The sequence below is a fragment of the Bradyrhizobium sp. MI1.3 genome (genome assembly GCF_055811695.1).
On sequence record NZ_JBVVPQ010000004.1, the window covers coordinates 76,303 to 94,322 of the forward strand.

Annotated in this window: 21 protein-coding genes; 14 read left to right on the forward strand and 7 right to left on the reverse strand. The window is 64.1% G+C overall.

Going from position 1 to position 18,020, the window contains the following annotated elements:
* Nucleotides 1-74 precede the first annotated feature (74 nt).
* Nucleotides 75-1,190 carry an alpha/beta fold hydrolase gene (locus AC0L3A_RS03725; protein WP_473253617.1) on the reverse strand — a complete coding sequence of 372 codons (1,116 nt, stop codon included), beginning with the start codon at nucleotides 1,188-1,190 and terminating at the stop codon, nucleotides 75-77.
* Nucleotides 1,191-1,206: 16 nt separating this feature from the next.
* Entirely contained in the window at nucleotides 1,207-1,845 is a 639-nt protein-coding gene (pncA, locus tag AC0L3A_RS03730) for a bifunctional nicotinamidase/pyrazinamidase (protein ID WP_473253618.1), read from the reverse strand.
* 256 nt (nucleotides 1,846-2,101) lie between these two features.
* Here pncA and glk point away from each other — a divergent pair, with 256 nt between their 5' ends.
* The 3 genes from glk to AC0L3A_RS03745 all read left to right on the forward strand — a co-directional run bounded on the left by glk (nucleotide 2,102) and on the right by AC0L3A_RS03745 (nucleotide 3,715).
* The gene (glk, locus tag AC0L3A_RS03735) at nucleotides 2,102-3,073 is read left to right on the forward strand and encodes a glucokinase (RefSeq protein WP_473253619.1); all 972 of its coding nucleotides are present in this window, start codon (nucleotides 2,102-2,104) and stop codon (nucleotides 3,071-3,073) included.
* Nucleotides 3,074-3,212: 139 nt separating this feature from the next.
* Nucleotides 3,213-3,416, forward strand: a complete 204-nt coding sequence (locus AC0L3A_RS03740) for a hypothetical protein (RefSeq protein ID WP_007590943.1) — start codon at nucleotides 3,213-3,215, stop codon at nucleotides 3,414-3,416.
* Between the two features lie 143 nt (nucleotides 3,417-3,559).
* A complete protein-coding gene (locus AC0L3A_RS03745) occupies nucleotides 3,560-3,715 on the forward strand; it encodes a hypothetical protein (RefSeq protein WP_007590942.1) in 156 nt (51 codons plus the stop codon).
* A gap of 62 nt (nucleotides 3,716-3,777) precedes the next feature.
* Here the strand turns inward: AC0L3A_RS03745 and AC0L3A_RS03750 are convergent, their stop codons facing one another.
* Together AC0L3A_RS03750 and AC0L3A_RS03755 are read right to left on the reverse strand one after the other, a co-directional pair.
* Nucleotides 3,778-4,155 carry a response regulator gene (locus AC0L3A_RS03750; RefSeq protein WP_007590941.1) on the reverse strand — a complete coding sequence of 126 codons (378 nt, stop codon included), beginning with the start codon at nucleotides 4,153-4,155 and terminating at the stop codon, nucleotides 3,778-3,780.
* 111 nt (nucleotides 4,156-4,266) lie between these two features.
* Entirely contained in the window at nucleotides 4,267-5,052 is a 786-nt protein-coding gene (locus AC0L3A_RS03755; protein ID WP_473253620.1) for a Spy/CpxP family protein refolding chaperone, read from the reverse strand.
* A gap of 477 nt (nucleotides 5,053-5,529) precedes the next feature.
* Here AC0L3A_RS03755 and AC0L3A_RS03760 point away from each other — a divergent pair, with 477 nt between their 5' ends.
* The 6 genes from AC0L3A_RS03760 (at nucleotide 5,530) to AC0L3A_RS03785 (ending at nucleotide 11,678) form a co-directional block, all read left to right on the forward strand.
* Nucleotides 5,530-6,870, forward strand: coding sequence for an ABC transporter substrate-binding protein (locus AC0L3A_RS03760; protein WP_007590930.1), 1,341 nt, complete (start codon nucleotides 5,530-5,532; stop codon nucleotides 6,868-6,870).
* 147 nt (nucleotides 6,871-7,017) lie between these two features.
* Nucleotides 7,018-7,956: a carbohydrate ABC transporter permease gene (locus AC0L3A_RS03765; protein ID WP_219684341.1), complete on the forward strand. Its 939-nt coding sequence runs from the start codon at nucleotides 7,018-7,020 to the stop codon at nucleotides 7,954-7,956.
* Nucleotides 7,956-8,867 carry a carbohydrate ABC transporter permease gene (locus AC0L3A_RS03770; RefSeq protein WP_219684342.1) on the forward strand — a complete coding sequence of 304 codons (912 nt, stop codon included), beginning with the start codon at nucleotides 7,956-7,958 and terminating at the stop codon, nucleotides 8,865-8,867. Before AC0L3A_RS03765 ends, AC0L3A_RS03770 begins: the two co-directional genes overlap by 1 nt.
* 6 nt (nucleotides 8,868-8,873) lie before the next feature.
* Nucleotides 8,874-9,974 (forward strand): ABC transporter ATP-binding protein, encoded by a 1,101-nt coding sequence (locus AC0L3A_RS03775; protein ID WP_473253621.1) that lies wholly within the window; start codon nucleotides 8,874-8,876, stop codon nucleotides 9,972-9,974.
* Between the two features lie 33 nt (nucleotides 9,975-10,007).
* The gene (locus tag AC0L3A_RS03780) at nucleotides 10,008-10,997 is read left to right on the forward strand and encodes a hydroxyacid dehydrogenase (protein WP_473253622.1); all 990 of its coding nucleotides are present in this window, start codon (nucleotides 10,008-10,010) and stop codon (nucleotides 10,995-10,997) included.
* A gap of 183 nt (nucleotides 10,998-11,180) precedes the next feature.
* Entirely contained in the window at nucleotides 11,181-11,678 is a 498-nt protein-coding gene (locus AC0L3A_RS03785; RefSeq protein ID WP_473253623.1) for a hypothetical protein, read from the forward strand.
* 33 nt (nucleotides 11,679-11,711) lie between these two features.
* Here AC0L3A_RS03785 and AC0L3A_RS03790 read toward each other — a convergent pair whose 3' ends face one another.
* Nucleotides 11,712-12,209 carry a DUF1993 domain-containing protein gene (locus AC0L3A_RS03790; RefSeq protein ID WP_473253681.1) on the reverse strand — a complete coding sequence of 166 codons (498 nt, stop codon included), beginning with the start codon at nucleotides 12,207-12,209 and terminating at the stop codon, nucleotides 11,712-11,714.
* Nucleotides 12,210-12,347: 138 nt separating this feature from the next.
* Here AC0L3A_RS03790 and AC0L3A_RS03795 point away from each other — a divergent pair, with 138 nt between their 5' ends.
* The 3 genes from AC0L3A_RS03795 (at nucleotide 12,348) to AC0L3A_RS03805 (ending at nucleotide 14,724) form a co-directional block, all read left to right on the forward strand.
* The gene (locus AC0L3A_RS03795) at nucleotides 12,348-13,130 is read left to right on the forward strand and encodes a transporter substrate-binding domain-containing protein (RefSeq protein ID WP_473253624.1); all 783 of its coding nucleotides are present in this window, start codon (nucleotides 12,348-12,350) and stop codon (nucleotides 13,128-13,130) included.
* Nucleotides 13,131-13,303: 173 nt separating this feature from the next.
* Nucleotides 13,304-14,194 (forward strand): DUF2147 domain-containing protein, encoded by an 891-nt coding sequence (locus AC0L3A_RS03800; protein WP_473253625.1) that lies wholly within the window; start codon nucleotides 13,304-13,306, stop codon nucleotides 14,192-14,194.
* 179 nt (nucleotides 14,195-14,373) lie between these two features.
* Complete coding sequence (locus AC0L3A_RS03805) at nucleotides 14,374-14,724, forward strand: hypothetical protein (RefSeq protein ID WP_007590916.1); 351 nt, start codon at nucleotides 14,374-14,376, stop codon at nucleotides 14,722-14,724.
* A 137-nt stretch (nucleotides 14,725-14,861) separates the two neighbouring features.
* Here AC0L3A_RS03805 and AC0L3A_RS03810 read toward each other — a convergent pair whose 3' ends face one another.
* Together AC0L3A_RS03810 and AC0L3A_RS03815 are read right to left on the reverse strand one after the other, a co-directional pair.
* Nucleotides 14,862-15,266: a (R)-mandelonitrile lyase gene (locus AC0L3A_RS03810; RefSeq protein ID WP_007590914.1), complete on the reverse strand. Its 405-nt coding sequence runs from the start codon at nucleotides 15,264-15,266 to the stop codon at nucleotides 14,862-14,864.
* A gap of 25 nt (nucleotides 15,267-15,291) precedes the next feature.
* A complete protein-coding gene (locus AC0L3A_RS03815) occupies nucleotides 15,292-15,990 on the reverse strand; it encodes a ribonuclease activity regulator RraA (RefSeq protein WP_007590912.1) in 699 nt (232 codons plus the stop codon).
* Nucleotides 15,991-16,238: 248 nt separating this feature from the next.
* On the opposite strand from AC0L3A_RS03815, the gene pxpB reads away from it, so the two are divergent.
* The gene (pxpB, locus tag AC0L3A_RS03820; protein ID WP_007590911.1) at nucleotides 16,239-16,970 is read left to right on the forward strand and encodes a 5-oxoprolinase subunit PxpB; all 732 of its coding nucleotides are present in this window, start codon (nucleotides 16,239-16,241) and stop codon (nucleotides 16,968-16,970) included.
* Nucleotides 16,967-18,004: a 5-oxoprolinase subunit C family protein gene (locus tag AC0L3A_RS03825; protein ID WP_219684352.1), complete on the forward strand. Its 1,038-nt coding sequence runs from the start codon at nucleotides 16,967-16,969 to the stop codon at nucleotides 18,002-18,004. The genes pxpB and AC0L3A_RS03825 overlap by 4 nt, the downstream gene beginning before the upstream one ends.
* Nucleotides 18,005-18,020: the final 16 nt, after the last annotated feature.

Here is an 18,020-nt window from a genome sequence, read left to right on the forward strand (position 1 = left end):
CGTGCAGGCCATTCGACGGCATGCATAACGGATTTGCAGCTTCGCTGCCCGGCGCCCGGCCCTTGGAGGCGGTGTCAGGCTCTGCGCACCAGCATGCCGGGCAGATCGTCGCACAGCCATTCGGCGATCCGGGGCCAGGCATGGCCATGGGTCCGCGCCCCCATGAACAGGCCAAGATGGTTGCTGGGCTCGGAGGCCGCCGCAACGAAGGCCGGCGGTGTGCCGAGCAAACCGGCGGTGGCGAGCGCCTGCGCAGCCGGCACGACGTCGTCATCGAGCCCGGCCAGCAGGAAGACCGGCGCCTTGACGTCCTTCAGATCAATCACGCGGCCGAGTGCCGTGAATTGGCCGCGCGCGATCCGGTTCTCTCGGAAGATCCAGTTGACGATCTCGAGATAATAGGTGCCGGGCAGATTGAGAGGCTCGGCGTTCCAGCGCTCGAAGCGTGCCAGCAGCGCCGCACCTTCCTCGCCGGAGAGGTCGCTCTGCAGCGCCGTCGCGATGTCGTCGCGGCTCGGCGCCTTCGACCAGACCCGCAGCATCTCCTCGCCGCTGACATTGCCGCCGCCGCGGGCGACGAGCTGGTCATAGACCATCTCCGGCGCGTTGCGGGCGAGCTGCGACAGCCTGGAGTCGATCGAGAGGTCGACGGGCGCGCCTGCCAGCACCAGCCGCCGCACCTTGGCGGGAAAGCGCGCCGCATAGAGCAGCGACAGCCAGCCACCCTGGCACAGGCCGACGAGATCGACCGGGGCGCCGATCTCGTCGACGGCGACGTTGAGATCGCCGAGATAGCTGTCGATCGAGAGATAGCGCATGTCGGGTGCGGCCGAGCGCCAGTCGGTGAGATAGACCCGGTCGATGCCGCCATTTTGCAGGGACTGCACCACGCTGTGGCCGGGCGCGAAGTCGGCGATCAGGGCCCGGTGCAGCGCATAGGGCGCGCAGACCAGTGCCGGGAGGCCGGAGCCCGTTCGCGTGCAATCGCGCAGGCGCATGGTCGCAAGCTCCAGCGCGACGGAGTTGGGCGTGGTCCACGGCAGACTGCTGTCGGCCTGCTCCGGCGGACCGCGGTCGAGCCATCCGAAGCAGGCGTCCATGGCAAGCCGAGCTGCTGCGAACGGCCACAGCAGCGGGTCATCCGGGACCGGGCCCGGTGCGCGCTGCTGTTTGCCGGTCTTCTCCGCCATGGCTATCTCACGGTCCTCACAGGAAGGCCTCGAAGCTGACGAGCGAAATACCGCGCTCGCGAAAACTCTGATGGGTCGCGGCCACCGAGCCGTCGAGATCGATGCCGCGGCAGGCGTCCTCGATGACTGCGACCTCGAACCCCGCCTTGCGGGCATCCTCCGCCGAGAAGCGGACGCAGAAGTCGAACGCGAGGCCGGCGACGAAGACGGTGTTCAACTCGCGTTCGCGCAAATATCCGAGCAGGCCGGTCGGCGTTTTCCTATCGTTCTCGAACAGCGCCGAATAGGAATCGATGCCGCGCCGAAACCCCTTCCGCACCACGAGATTTGCGCGAGTGGCGTCGAGATCGCGATGAAATTCAGCGCCGGCCGTGCCCTGCACGCAATGGCTCGGCCAGAGCACCTGGACGCCATAGTCAAGCGCAATGGTCTCGAACGGCTGTTTGCCCGTATGGTTCGGGGCAAAGGAGACATGATCGCGGGGATGCCAGTCCTGGGTCAGCACCACATTGGCGAATTTTTGGGCGATCCGATTGATGGCGGGGACAACCTTCTCGCCGCCGGGCACGGCGAGCGCCCCGCCCGTGCAAAAATCGTTCTGCACGTCGATGATCAGGAGCACGTCGCGGTCGGAAATCTTCATCGCAAGGTCCATTCCAGGCCATCCCGCGCGACCGGCGCCGAAGGCCACGCCGCCAGTGTCGATCTTCCCGCGCTGCTTCGCAACCACCGAGGGGGTGCGGCGATATGCGCGAATGCACCCCGTCGGGACCGGGATGCAACGGTTTGGGCTGATGCGTGTTGACTAGATCCACCCGGGGACGGATTCTGGCAGCCGTTCGCGTCTTGCGATCGGATAGAGCGGAGAAAGCGGTTCCCGCAGCCGGAAAGGCTGCGGCAGCCATACGCACATGACCATCGGCAAGACAGGACAGATTCTTCTCGCCGATATCGGCGGCACCAATGCGCGCTTCGCGCTCAGTCAGGGCGACCAGACCGGACCGATCGACTACGTCAAAGTGGCAGACTTCCCGACCGTCCGGGAAGCCATCGCCGATGTTCTCGCGCGTCGCTGCCACGGCCTACCGCCCCCAAGGGCCGTGCTGGCCGTGGCGGGCCCGGTGACCAACAACCGCTGCGTCATGACCAACAGCCCCTGGGTCATCGACGGCAACGAGCTCCAGCCGGCCTTCGGCTTCGACAGCGTCCATGTGCTCAACGATTTCGAGGTGGTGGCCTGGTCCCTGCCCGCCCTGCAGCCCGCCGACCTGATCCCGCTCGGCGGGCAAGATGGCCTTCCCGGAGAGCCGTTGCTGGTGGTCGGCCCCGGAACCGGCTTTGGCGTTTCCTGCCTGGTCGAGCGCCATGGCGCACGACTGGCGGTCGTCACTGAGGCCGGCCACGCGACCCTGCCGGCGGAGGACGAGCGCGAGGAACGCGTCATCGCCTGCATGCGCCGACGCCTCGGCCATGTCTCCATCGAGCGTGGCGCGTTGTCCGGTTCCGGCCTGCAAAGCCTCTACGAGGCGCTGGCCGAGATTGACGGCGCTCAGGTGCCGCATCGCGATGCTGCCGCCATCACGAAGGCCGCCCTGGAAGGCAGTTGCGAGCTCAGCCGCAAGACGCTGGAGATGTTTTGCGCCATTCTCGGCTCGGTCGCGGGCAATCTCGCGGTGACCTTCGGCGCACGCGGCGGCGTCTATATCGCCGGCGGAATCGTGCCGCGCTTTCCCGACTTCCTTGCAGCTTCCGCATTCCGGGCGCGCTTCGAAGCCAAGGGACGCTTCCAGGACTATCTCCGCGACATCCCGACCCGGCTGGTCACCAAACCCGATGCGAGTTTCCTCGGCCTCAAGATGTTCGCCGAGCACAACCAGCCTTAACGGCGCGCGCCTCCGTTCGCGCCCAGTAATTCACAGCTGATTAACGAGCACGCGCGCGCGACGCGGGATCGTGCTTGCGCGCACGTCCCGGATGAGAAACAATCCTGGCTTGTGTGTGGCGTAGTTGCGGGGGCGTGACATGCGTAAGCAGGATCTGGGTTTCGACTATCACCGCTATCACCGCCTGCTGCTCGAGGCGGACGACGATGGCAAGCGGCTGGCCCTGATCGAGCTCTTGATCGAGGAAAAGGCGCGTGACCGCCTCGCCGCCCAGCGCGCTTCGGACCGCGCCGCCATGACGGCCCACACCATCGCTACCGTGCTAAAGAACGGGCGCCAGTGAAACGAGTGATTGCGCTACGGTGCCCGCAAACGCGGCATCAATTGCCATTTCGTTAACGATCCCTCGAAAGCTCGCGTCAAACTTTTTGCTCTAGGAGTTCCCTCACCTGATCCAATTCAGGGGCAACAAAGGGGGGAATGAACATGAGCATGATTTCGATCGCCGCGATGCCGGCCACCATCGAAACCCGTTTGGCCGATTCTTCATTCAAGACCATCTTGCTGTTTTGCTGCACGGGCCTGGTCGCCTCGTTCGGCCTGATGGCGCGCGGCATCGATCTCGGCGCCGGCCTGATGTGAGACCGCAACAAATTCCGTTGCGAAATGGCCGCCCCTGACGGGCGGCCATTTTTGTTTTGGTCTCAGTGCGGGGTCTTAGCTGCCGCTTCCGGAAACATCGAATCGATCATCGCCCTGAGCTGATCGATCGAAATCGGCTTGCGCAGGATCGGCCGCCGTCGGAGCAAGGACGGCAGCAGCTCCGGACCGTAGCCCGTGGCGAACAAAAACGGCTTGCCGCGACGCTCGATCAGGTCGGCGACCGGATCGACGTAGACCCCCTTGAGATTGATGTCGAGGATCGCAAGATCGTACTGCGCGGTCATGGCGAAAGCACTGGCGTCCCGCACATTGTCCGCTTCCGCGGCGACGTGGTGGCCGAGTTCCTCCACCATGTCCGCCATCATCATCCGGATCAACGTCTCGTCTTCGACCAGGAAAACGGAGAGTCCGTCCGCCATATCAACCCCGCAATCAGCTTCCGAAGCTAATCATAACCGAATCGCGAAGAGGATTCACGAATTCGTGGCGGGGGCCGTTAATTCGGACACGCCCGATCCGATTCAACTTGATCAATCCAGTCCTCGTTCGTGGCTGAGCCGCACCATCTCCTGTACGAAGACCTGCTTCTGCTTGTCATCGAGGCTCGAATAGAGGGGTTCGGCGGCGTCGGCGACATTACGCTGGTCGGCAGCGCGGTCGATGAGAAATTGGGCCTCGTTGCGCATCTGCTCGACGATGTCGTCGGGAGGATCCCGCTTGGCGCGCGCAACCCGCAGGTTGAGCCGCTCCGCACCGTTATGCCCGAGGTAGTGCATGGCGCTCGAGAATCCGTACCAGTGCTTCTCCTGCTCGGGCGTGAGGTTCAGTTCGGTCTTGATCCGCTCGATATAGGAGTCGCTGTTGGTGACGATCTGGTCGGCGGTCAATTGCGGCGCGCCGGTCTGGGTCAGGACCGTGACATCCTGCGGCGCGTTCTTCGCCTCCTTGCTCGCCTTGGCGCCCTTGCCCGCCTTGGCGCTCTTGGCATCCTTGTCCTTGCCGGCGCCCTGCTTGGCGTCCTTGGCCGCATCCTTGCTTGCGTCCCTGCTCGCATCCTTGGCTGCAGGCGCCTGATTGCCATTATTGCCAACGCCGAGCACGCCGGTGAAAACGCCGACCACACCGCCGATCGCGCCGCCGAGCACGCCGCCGACTGGCCCGGCCGCCTTGTTCCCGGCCGCCGCTCCTTCCTGAACGCCTTTGACCAGGCCTTGAGCGTTCGCCACCGCGGCTGCGCCGAGCAGCAACACGAAAACGGATCCCAGCGCGAACCATCGCCGCAGGTTAAGCCGCGCGAGCGGCGCCGGGTTGATCATTCTGGTCTCCATCTCGATCTGATTAGGCTGTTGGGGGTGAGAACCACTCGCCAGTTGCAACTCTATCGTTTTCACCGCTTCGAGGTCTAGCCACCGACAATTGCTATCCACGCCCGAAAAGTGTTTGGCCCGAGGCGCTTATGCAGGTTTATTCGAGACTGCGGCGTAATTGCGCATGCATCGACCGGGCAGGTCGGCGCAAAGTGTGCGTCGCAAAATGACCGATTGTGGTTCATGGCCCGCGCAGGACATCGAGGGCACTGCCACCTTCCCGGACACAACGTTAGTTCTAGGCGCAAGCCGTTCGGTTTTCTCGACAGAAGCAATCAATCATGATCTGATCGCGCTACCAATTTGCCTTCGAAGCCGACGGCATCAATAAGAAACGTCGAACAAGAAACTTTCAAAAAGAAAGCAGAACTCGGAAGAGTTCAGAGGAAACGCCAGAACAATAAAACACCCAAGCGAGGAAACGAGATGTCACGCAAGACACTGACGCGACGTCAATTTGTGGCTGCCACTGCAATGTCCTCCACGGCGCTGATCGCGGCGCCCTATGTCCGAGGCGCTTACGCCGCCGGCAAACTTTCGATCGGCTTCTGGGACCACTGGGTGCCCGGCGCCAACGATGCCTCGACCGCTCTCGTCAAGGAATGGGGCGAGAAGGAGAAGGTCGAGGTTTCGATCGACTACATCACCAGCAACAACAAGAAGATCGAGCTGACCGCAGCGGCCGAAGCCCAGGCCAAGTCCGGTCACGATATTCTCCAGATGCCGAGCTGGTGGCCGCACGCTTATTCCGAGAATCTCGAGCCGCTCAACGACGTCATGGAGCCGCTCATCAAGCAGAACGGTGAGGTGAACGACACCGTCAAATATCTCGGGCGGTCGGGCGGCAAATGGCTCGCAGTGCCCGCGACGCCGGGAAGCCAGATCAAAGGCCCCTGCTCCCGCATAGATCTGATGAAGAAACACGCCGGCATCGACGTGCAGGAGATGTATCCGGTCGGCGCTCCGCCGAAGGCGGACAACTGGACCATGGAGACGTTCCTGAAGGCGGCCGAGGCCTGCCACAAGGCCGGCTTCCCCTTCGGCATCGGTCTCGGCGAGACCACCGACAGCGTCGACACTGCCGGCGCGATCTTCCAGTCGTTCGGCGCCGAGCTCGTCAACGCCAAGGGCGATATCACCGTCAAGACCGACGCGGTGCGGCAGGCGCTCGAATTCTACAAGAAGCTGATCGCCGTCCTGCCCACCGACGCGCCGTCCTGGGACGATGCCTCCAACAACAAATGGCTGATCTCAGGCCGCGGCGCGATGATCCTGAATCCGCCGAGCGCCTGGGCGGTCGCCAAGCGCGACGCACCGCAAGTCGCCGAACAGTGCTGGACGCACGGCTTCCCGTCCGGTCCGAAGGGCCGTTTTGCGCCCTTCCTGCCATACTTCTGGGGCGTCTGGGCCTTTGGCAAGAACAAGGAAGCGGCCAAGAGCTTGCTCGTTCACCTGTCCTCGCCAGCGGCGATCGAGAAGTTCGTCGCGGCGAGCGGCGGGTACGATCTCCCGGCCTACGCGAACATGACGAAGTTCAAGACTTGGGCCGAGGAAGGGCCGCCGAAGGGCACACTCTTCCACTATCCGGATCCCTACAAGCAGCAGACGATGTCGATCGCCGCGTCTCCGGCGCCGCCGAAGATCGCCCAGCAGATCTACTTCCAGGCGACGCTGACCAAGATGGCGCTGCGCTTTGCACAAGGAGAGAAGTTGGAAACCGCGCTCGCCTGGGCCGAGGGCGAGTGCGAAGGCTTCATGCGGACCTGAGCCGGGTATGTGCCATGGCGGTTCACGCTTCGGGCGTGGGCCGCCGAGGCACCCCTCGCTCGATCCGCTTGCCGAATGAAGCCGACGGCTGCGCCGGCTTCGCCGTTCCAGATATCCTGCTAGGTGTCCTGCAAAGAGGCTAAATTCATGGCCGATGTCGTCGTTGAGCAAGGCCGTCCCGCTCGAGCTGCGAGCCCGCGCAAACGGGCGAGCCTGCGCAATGCAATGGGACGGAAATCGACCGTAGCGTTCTTCCTGACGCTGCCGCTGATCCTCCTGATCGCCCTGCTCGTACTTTATCCCGCCTTCTACTCGGTCTACCTGGCGACGCTGAACAAGGCGATGACAAAATTCGTCGGCCTCACCAACTTCACCTTTCTGTTCAAGCGCGAAACGTTCTGGATGGTGGTGAGACAGTCCTGCATTTTTGCGATCACCGCCGTGGTCTTCAAAGCGCTGATCGGCTTCATCGTCGCGCATTTCGTCCACAACATTCCCGGCAAGAAGCAACGTAAATGGCGCGGCATGCTGCTGGTGCCCTGGGTGATCCCGCCGGCGATGAGCACGCTGGCATGGCTGTGGCTGTTCGACCCCTCCTACAGCGCCTTCAACTATACGCTCTCGTTCTTCGGCATCGGTCCCATCCCGTGGCTCGGTGATACCTTCTGGGCGCGTTTCTCCGTCATCCTCGTCAACGTCTGGTACGGCGCGCCGTTCTTCCTGATCATGTACCTGGCCGCGTTGAAATCCGTACCCGATCAGCTCTACGAAGCCGCAGCAATCGACGGCGCCAATTGGTGGCAGAAGATCTGGCACATCACCTTGCCGATGATGCGCAACATCATCGCCATCACCACGCTGTTCTCGCTGATCGTCACTTTCGCCAATTTCGACATCGTGCGCATCCTCACCTCCGGCGGTCCGCTCGACCGGACGCACCTGTTCGCCACCTGGGCGTTCCAGGTCGGCATCCAGAGCAGCGACATTCCGCTCGGCGCCTGCGTCTCGCTGTTCATGGTGCCGATCCTCGCCGTCGCAGCGGTCTTCATCCTGCGCGATGTCAACAAACGTGGGAACGAAGCCTGATGAGCACGCTCGCAATCGACAAGGCCGGACCGACACGCAAGGTCAAGCTTCGAAGCATGAGCCGCGACCGCACCTGGGCGCTGCGCTGGTCCTACTTTTTCCTGGTGCTGTTTGCGATCTTCTTCCTGATCCCGCCGATCTACATGCTGATCACCTCGCTCAAGAGCAGCGCGGAGATCTCGGCCGCCACCAATCCGTGGTGGGTATTTCATCCGACCCTCTCGAATTATGTCGAGCTACTGACCTCGAACCAGTTCCTGCGATTCTTCTGGAATTCGTCGATGATCTCGATCGTGGTCGTGATCGTGACGATGTTGATCAGCATTCCGGCGGCGTTTGCATTGGCGCGGATGAAGTTCTGGGGCTCGGCGACGCTCGCGACCGGCGTGTTCCTGACCTATCTCATTCCGGACAGCCTTCTGTTCATTCCGCTGTTCAAGGTGCTCGCGACCGTCCAGGAGTTCACCGGCATCCCCCTGCTCAACCGGTGGTACGTGCTGGTGTTCATCTATCCGACGCTGACCGTGCCGTTCTGCACCTGGATCATGATCGGTTATTTCGCCTCGATCCCGAAGGAGCTGGACGAGGCGGCTCTGATCGACGGCGCCTCCTGGCTGCAGACCCTGACGCGGATTTTCATCCCCGTTGCCCTGCCCGGCCTGATCGCAGCGACCATCTTCGCCTTCACCGTGTCCTGGGCGCAGTTCCTCTATCCGCTGGTGTTCACGACATCCATCGACCAGCTCGTGCTGCCGGTCGGCATCACCACCACGCTGATCAAGGGCGACGTCTTCAACTGGGGTCAGATCATGACCGGCGCGCTGCTCGGCGCTGCCCCGCCCCTGGTCATCTACGCCTTCCTGATGGACTATTACATTGCCGGCCTGACCGCCGGCGCGACAAAGGGTTGATGTCTTATGGCTGAGGTTGCGTTGCGGAAGGTGGTCAAGCGTTACGACGACGTCGAGGCGGTGCGCGGCATCGATCTCGACATCTCCGACCATGAGTTCATCGTGCTCGTCGGCCCCTCCGGCTGCGGCAAGTCGACGACGTTGCGGATGATCGCGGGGCTCGAGGACATCACCGACGGCGACATCATGATCGGCGGGGACGTCGTCAACGACGTGCCGCCGAAGGACCGCGACATCGCCATGGTGTTTCAGAACTACGCGCTCTACCCGCACATGACGGTCGCGGAGAACATGTCGTTCGGGCTGCGGCTCAAGCACTATCCCAAGGCCGAGATCAAGGCGCGGGTGACCGAAGCCGCCCGCCTCCTCGACATCACCGACCTGATCGACCGCAAGCCGAAGCAGCTCTCCGGCGGCCAGCGCCAGCGCGTTGCGATGGGCCGGGCCATCGTGCGTAACCCAAAGGTCTTCCTGTTCGACGAGCCGCTGTCCAATCTCGATGCCAAGCTGCGCGTGCAGATGCGGATCGAGATCAAGAAGGTGCACCAGAAGGTGCGTACCACGACGGTCTACGTCACCCACGACCAGGTCGAGGCGATGACGCTGGCGGATCGCGTGGTGGTGATGAACAAGGGGCGGATCGAGCAGATCGGCACCCCGAACGAGCTCTACCACAAGCCGGCCACGCGCTTCGTCGCGGGCTTCATCGGCTCGCCGGCGATGAACTTCATTCCGTGCCGGCTCGAGGATTTCGGCGGCAAGCTCAACATCCGCCTGACGGACCGCATCTCATTCCCGTTGCCGCCGGCCCGCGCCGCCCGTTACAGCGCGCTGCCCCGAGCTGAAAACCTGTTGCTCGGCATCCGTCCCGAACATCTCACGGAATCGCATGCGCATCTGGAGCCGGGTGTCGAGACCTTCGACACCGTGCTTGATGTCACCGAGCCGATGGGAATGGAGACGCTGGTCTATTTCGGACTGGAAGGCACGCCCGTCTGCGGCCGCGTCGATCCCAATGCGGGCGCCAAGGACGGGGCACCCATGCGTTTGGCGATGGACCTCAACAATATGCACCTGCTAAACGAGGCGACCGGCGTCGTGTTGTGACGGCCGGCCAAGAAACTCGCGCAGGTAGGGACGATGTCGACCAACAAGAAGAAAATCTTTGTCACGCAAACTTTGTCGCAAGGGGCCCGCGCCCTCCTCACCCAGCGCGATGACATCGAGCTCATCGAGTTTCCGAACCTGATCTCCGCCAGGGATTTCGAGGCATTGCTGAAGAGCCACGCGCCGGTCCATGGCGTGGCGCTCGGCGCCACCGCTTTCGGCGAGACCGAGCTCGAAGCCTCGAAGGACATGAAGGTGGTGACCCGGATCGGCGTCGGTTACGACGCCGTCGACGTACCAGCCCTCTCCCGCCGCAAGGTGCCGCTGATGGTCGCGGGCAGCGCGAACTCGCCCTCGGTCGCAGAGCAGGCGCTGTTCATGATGCTGACACTGGCAAAACGCGCGCAGGAGATGCATTCCTGCGTCAAGGACGGCAAATGGGCCGACCGCCTCGGCATGCTGCCGTTCGATCTCTACGGCAAGACCGTCCTCATCATCGGCTTCGGCCGCATCGGCACCCGCACCGCCAAGCGCTGCCTGGCGATGGACATGAATGTGCAGGTCTATGATCCCTATAAGCCCGCCACAGAGATCAAAGCAGCAGGCTGCGAGCCGGTCGCCGATCTCGATGCCGCGCTGCCGCACGCCGATTTCGTCACCATCCACTGCCCGAAGACGCCAGAGACCGTCGGCCTGTTCGATGCTGACAGGATCGGCCGGATGAAGCCGAAATCCTATCTGATCAACACCGCGCGCGGTGGCATCGTGAAGGAGACGGCGCTGTACGACGCACTGGTCTCGGGCAAGCTCGCCGGTGCCGGCATCGACGTGTTCGAGGTCGAACCGCCGCCGGTCAGCAACGCGCTGTTCGCGCTGCCCAACGTCATCATGGCGCCGCATGTCGCCGGCGTCACGGTCGAGGCGGTGAGCCGGATGAGCGAGCAGACCGCGCGCAACATCCTCAGTGTGCTGGACGGCGATCCCATCCGGCAGAACATCATCAATCAGGATGTCCTGGGCTGAGCTGGTCTCCCGGGCGGTTCTTCTGGGCGGACGATCAACCCGCCCGCCTTCGGAACGCCAGAATGAGTCCCATTTTGGTGCAGATCGAGCCCTCACTCAGCCTTAATCAAACCCGCGTAATAGGTCCGGCTGCGGCGGCAGTGGGACAGACTTGCCGGCCGCGTCGAGCTGGAGGATGGACCCTTGTCAGAGATCGACCCGACCGACCACGCGTTGGCGACCATCGCCAGCATCCTGGAGCACCCTGAACCCGTCCTCGTCGTGCGCGAGACCGAGACCGTGCGCGAGACCGAGACCGTCACCGTGACCGAAATGGTGGTTGCTGGTGAGGATGGGGTCGCGGACGAGCACGCTGTGGTCGACGAGCATCCGGTTGTCGAGGAGCAGCCGCTGGTGCCGGAGCATACCGATGCCGACGGCTACAGCAAGGTCGGCCCCGGGCCGATGGTGGCGATCCGTCTGAAATGGACGGTCCATCGCGGCGACGACGGCCAGTTCTACGTCCACGAAACCATCGGCGAGCAGTCCGTGCCCGTGGTCAGCGGCCCTATGACCGGCGAGGCCGCGGTGCATTTCGTCGACACGCACGAGGACGAGGCCCATCGGCGCTTCGAAGAGCTGCGCAGCGAGATCGCCGGCCGCAGCTCGCTCGCCGATTACGAGCGCAAGGGCGAAGCCTAGCGCGCTTCCGAGCGAACTGGATACGGGTTCGGCTTATCGCCGTCCGAGATAATCCTTCTTCACGAGCTCGACGCCTGCGTGCCGCAACAGGTCGTAGGCCGTCGTGACGTGAAAGAAGAACTGCGGCACGCTGAAGGTCAGCAGCAGCGTCCGCCCGGTGAAGGGCAACTCGGTCCCGTTCTTCAGCCTGAAGAAGACATTCCGTTCCGCCGCAGCATTGATCTCCGCGCGCGGCAGGCTTTCGATGAACTCGATCGACGTCGCAATGCGGGCCTGCAGCCCGGCCATGTCGTGCTCCAGCACCGGCAGCGTCACCGGCTCGCAGTCGGCCAGCAAGGCCGCGGCGACCGTGGCATGGCGGCAGGCCTCGCCGATCTGTTGCGCCAGATCGTACATGTCGGGCGCAATGCGCATGCCGAGCAGGACGGCCGGGTTGAACTTCCGGGCTTCGGCATAGGCAACGCCCTTGTCGAGCAGCACGGACAGATTGCGCAGATACGGCACGAAGACGCCGACCGAGGCGTCATGCATCGAAATCGTCACTTCAAAATTCCCTTCACTTCCGCCTCGCCAGCGACGGGCATCTGGTCTAAATCCAAGCCTCAAGACAGGCTTCGAGAGCTGCACAATGACAGCTTGGGCATGGGTGGAAAAGAGATGATCGTTCGAATGACCATTCGAATTCTGGCGACTTTGACCGTGGTCCTGCTGGCAAACCTTTCGGCGCAGGCACAGCAGGCGGCGCCGTCCCGCCTCGACGAGATCGTCAAGCGCGGCACTTTGCGCGTCGGCATGACCGGCGACTACAAGCCTTTCACGTATCTCGACAAGACGACGCAGCAGTTCAACGGCTTCGATGTCGACATGGCGGAGGCGCTCGGCAAAGCGCTCGGCGTCAAGGTTGAATTCGTGCCGACGGCCTGGCCAAAGCTGATGAAGGATTTCGAGGCCGATCAGTTCGACATCGCCATGGGCGGCGTCTCGGTCACGATGGACCGGCAGAAGAGGGGTTTCTTCTCCACCCCGATCATGCGCGAGGGCAAGACGCCGATCGCGCGCTGTGCTGACGTCGGCAAATACCAGAGCATCACCGACATCGACAAGAAGGGCACCCGCGTGATCGTCAATCCCGGCGGCACCAACGAGCGCTTCGCCCGTGCCAACATCAAGGAGGCCGACATCACCGTCTTCCCGGACAATACCGTGATCTTCGACGAGATCGCCAAAGGCAATGCCGACCTGATGATGACCGACGCCTCCGAGACGCGCTACCAGCAGAAACAGCATCAAGGCGTGCTCTGCGCGGTGCATCCCGACAAGCCGTTCGATTTCTCCGAGAAGGCCTATTGGCTCCAGCGCGACATGGCGCTGAAGGCGTTCGTCGACCAATGGCTGCACATTTCCATGCAGGACGGCAGCTACAAGAAGATCTACGCCGCCTGGTTCGATTAGGGCCGCGTCCTCCTGTCGCTTACCCTCCGCCAAACTTTGGGCCGGCTCCGGTGTTATTGAACCCCCAACCACCGGAGCACGACTCATACCGTGACAGTGATCTAGATCACTTTTTGCGATCGAACTGGGGCGTAAGCGTCGGTGCGGGGACCACCCGTTTCAGGAGATGCGAAATGAGGAAGCTGTTGGCCACGGCCGCATTCCTTTTGGCGAGCACCGCTGCGCAGGCGCAGTACACCTTCGACTATGGCGGGCACACCATCCGCATCGATCCCGACCGCGGCACGGTGCAAATCCCCGGCGTCTACGACAACACCGGCCAGGGCAAGGCGAAGAAGGCCAAGACCGATGCCAAGGGGGCTCCGAAAGCGGACCCGCAGGCACCGCAACAAGCCAAGGTTGACCCGCAGCCGCCGGCCAATCCAGCACTGGTCACCGCGCCCCCGGCGGCCGAGCAGGCCCCTGTCCAAGCTCCCGTGGCCGTCGCGCCTCCTGCCCCGCCGGCACCTCCCGCCACCACGGCAAACAATGCTCCGGCGGAAGACGCGCTTGTGCCGCCGCCTCAGCCGGCCCCAAGTGCTGCCCCGACGGTGGCCGCAGTACCGCCCGCACCGCCGCCGCCGCCGGCTCCGACCGTCGCAGCCGCGCCTCCGGCGCCATCTCCGCCTCCCGTCCCGGCGCCTGCGCCCGCCCCCGTTCAATCGGCCGCCGTCGCGCCGCCGGCACCCGCAGCCGCACCCACGCGCGACCTCAATTCACCGCTCGGCGTCTGGCTCACCGAGGAGAAGGAAGGCAAGGTCCGGATCGAGCAATGCGGCAGCAATCTCTGCGGCTATTCGGTCGATTCGAAATCGAACCAGAATGGCGAGCAGGTTCTGATCAACATGAAGCCCGGCAAGGACCAGAACAAGGACCCAAAATGGTCCGGCCGCATCCTCGATCCGAACTCCGGCTCGACCTATGATTCAACCATCGCGTTGAAGGGCACCGATCGCCTGCGCGTGCAGGGCTGCGCCTTCGGCGGCATGTTCTGCGGCGGCCAGACCTGGACGCGGGTGAACTGACTTCGGGGCGACACTCTGACTGAGACAAAGGGCCCGCAATGCGGGCCCTTTCGCTTTCGCCGCCAAATCGATTGCGACGTGCGCGACATCACAGAGCGCCTCGCGCGCGTGACAGCCCTCACATCGCGGGTTCGGCGTCCATGTCACGATCCCCGCATGATCAACCCTAGGGGCGTGTCATGAACGGATTTCGCAAGGCTCTCTTCGCCACAATTATCGTCATCGCGTTGCCGGCCGCGCAGGCGAGCGCCAGCACTTTCGACGGCGCATGGAATGTCCGTATCTCGTCGTCGAGTGAGACCTGCGGTAACGGCTCGACCGTCGCGATCGGCATCAACAACGGTCAGATCGCCTCGAGCAGCGCAATGGTGACGGCGTCAGGCCGCGTCGCGGACGCGGGCAGCATCAACGTCACCTTGAGCACCGGCATCAAGCGCGCCGTCGGCTTCGGCCGGCTCAGCGGCACTTCGGGCTCCGGTACCTGGCGCGGCAGCATGTGCACGGGCACGTGGACAGCGGAGCGGATGTAAGCGCTCGTGTCCCGGACGCGGTGCAGCGTGCAACGCTGCTCCGCAGAGCCGGGAGCCAACGTTCTTCGTGGATCCCAAATCTCTGGGTCCCGGATCGGCGCCGCACCGCCTTGCGGCGATGCGTCTTGTCCGGGAGGCTAGCCGACGGCCGCCCCATACTCCGCGTCGGTCACCGGCTCCAACCAGGTCGAGAACACGCCGTCGAGCGCTTCCTGCATGGCGATGTGGGTCATGCCGTTCGTCGGCGACCCGCCGTGCCAGTGCAGCTCGCCCGGTGGAATCCAGACGGTGTCGCCGGGACGGATCTCCCTGATCGGCCCGCCCTTGGACTGGACCCGGCCGACTCCCGAAATCACATAGAGCGTCTGCCCGAGCGGATGGTGGTGCCAGTTGGTGCGCGCGCCCGGTTCGAACGAGACGCGCGAGCAGTTCAGCCGCGCCGGGGCGGGCGCCATGATCACGGGGTCCTGCCACACGGTGCCGGTGAAGTGTTCCCCGGGCGCACGGCGTGTCGGCCGCGTGCCTGCTACAGTGATGTCCATTGGATTTACCTCGTTTCCTTACCGATTACTTCTTGCTTGCGGCGTAGCGCGCCTTGGTCTCGGCGTTCATGGGATAGAGGCCCGGGAGCACCGCGCCATTGTTCACCTCGTTGACGATCCAGGCTTCCATCCGCTCCTGCTCGACGCCCTCATTGAGCACGTGCTCGAGCATTGCCTGCGGGATCAGCACGCAGCCGTCCTGGTCGGCGACCACGATGTCGTTCGGGAACACCGCAACGCCGCCGCAGCCGATCGGCTCGCCCCAGCCGACGAAGGTCAGGCCGGCAACCGACGGCGGCGCGGCATAGCCGTCGCACCAGACCGGCAGGTTGGTGCCGAGCACGCCCTCGACGTCGCGCACGACACCGTCGGTGACGAGTGCGGTGACGCCGCGCTTCATCATGCGCGCGCACAGGATGTCGCCGAAGATGCCGGCGTCGGTGATGCCCATGGCATCGACCACGGCGATGCAGCCCTCCGGCATCGCCTCGATCGCGGTGCGGGTCGAGATCGGCGACGACCAGGATTCCGGCGTCGCCAGATCCTCGCGCGCCGGCACGAAGCGCAGCGTGAAGGCCGGTCCCACCAGGCGCGGCAGACCCGGGCGCAGCGGACGCGCGCCGCGCATCCAGATGTTGCGCAGGCCCTTCTTCAGCAGGACCGTGGTGATGGTAGCAGTGGTGATGCCGGCGAGGGTCTTGCGGGCTTCGGGGGACAGCGACATGGAAACAGACGAGCTCCGGGATGGGCGGGAAAGAACGCGCGCATCTTGCGGGGTGCGGGCCTTGCGTCAAGGGCCAACAAGCTACCAATCATGCAGGGCCGCAGCGCAGTTATGCGTCGCGATAACAAGGCTTTATCGCCTCCCCCTGCATTAATTTATTGGACTTGCGGGCGCATTTACGCGAAGCAGGAACAAGCGGAGCTCAAGGCCGAGCCCGCGTATCTCCAGAAGCCCGATTTCGACAGCCCATGTCCGCGACGCTTCCCCCGCCCCGCCTTCTGCCCAGTGGCGACAGCGCCGTCACGGTCGAGTTCAGCCGTACCATCGACGACGACGCGAACCAGCGCGTGCTGGCGCTCGACAAGGCGCTCGCAGCAAGCCCGATCGATGGCATCACGGAGTCCGTGCCGACCTATCGCTCGCTGCTGGTGCATTACGATCCCGGCAGGATCGGCTTCGACGCACTTGGCGAAAAGCTGCTCGCGCTCGCCAGCCAGCCGCTGCCGCCGGCCACCAGGGCGCGCCGCTGGCGCATTCCCGTCGCCTATGGCGGCGAGCACGGCATCGACCTCGAGGACGTCGCGAAGACGCTGAACACCACACCCGACGACATCGTCGCGCGCCACGTCGCCGGCGACTATAAGGTCGCCATGATCGGCTTCACGCCGGGCTGGTCCTATCTCAGCGGCCTCGACAAATCCCTGCAGATGTCGCGACGGCAGAATCCGCGGCTGCTGACGCCTGCCGGCACCATCTCGATCGGCGGCATCCAGGCCGGAATCCAGTGCCTGGCAGCCCCGAGCGGCTGGCACCTGCTCGGCCGCACGCCGGTGCGGACCTATCAGCTCCACCGCAATCCGACCTTCCTCACCGAACCCGGCGATCGCGTGACGTTTTTCGCCATCGACCACAAGACGTTCGAGGAACAGGACCGCGCCGCCGAGGCCGGCGAGATCATTGCCGAGCAGGTGGTCGCATGAGCCGGCTCGTGATCGCCAGCATCGGGCCCGCAAGCTCGGTCCAGGACGGCGGACGCCATGGCGCGCAACGCTATGGCCTGACGGTCAGCGGAGCGATGGACCGCCTCTCGCTCGCGGCAGCGAACACGCTTGTCGGCAACGAACCGTTTGCAGCCGCTGTCGAGGTCGGCCCGTTCGGCGCCTCGTTCACCGCGCGCGACGGTGCCGTGCGCGTCGCGATCTCAGGCGCGCCGCGCAATGCGGACGTCGCCGGCAGTCCAGTCGCCATGGACACATCGGTGACGCTGAAGGACGGCGAGACGCTGACGCTGGGTTTTGCTCGCGGCGGTGCGTTCACTTATCTGGCGATCGAAGGCGGGATCAAGGGCGAGCCGGTGTTCGGCAGTCTCGCGGTCAACGCCCGTGCCGGTCTCGGCAGCCCCTACCCGCGCCCGTTGCAGGCCGGCGACGAATTCACCGTCGATGCCGCAAGCGGTGCACCGGAACTGCGTATCGAATTGCCGAAGCCATCGAGCGGTCCGATTCGCGTACTGCTCGGACCGCAGGACGACGAATTCGACGACGCCAACAAGGCGCTGTTCCTCGACAGCGAGTGGAAGATCTCGGCGACGTCAGATCGCATGGGCTACCGGCTGGAAGGTCCCGCGATCAAGCATCTGCACGGCCACAACATCGTCTCCGACGGCACGGTCAACGGCAGCATCCAGGTGCCCGGCAACGGCGCGCCGATCGCGCTGATGATGGATCGCGGCACCTCCGGCGGCTACCCAAAGATCGCGACCGTGATCACGGCCGATGTCGGCCGTCTCGCGCAGACCTCCGCAGGAACGGCGTTCCGCTTCAAGGCCGTCAGCATGGCCGAGGCGCAGGACGAGGCAAGGAAATTCTCGCAACTGATCCGCAACCTGTCCGATCGCCTGCGCTCCGCCGACACCGTCGCGCTCAACATCGAAGCGCTCAGCGATGCCAACGTCGCGGGCTATGCTGTCAGTGCCGTCGACGCCGGGACCTGGCAGGTCGCAGCCGAGCCGTAAACGACAAGACGACCAG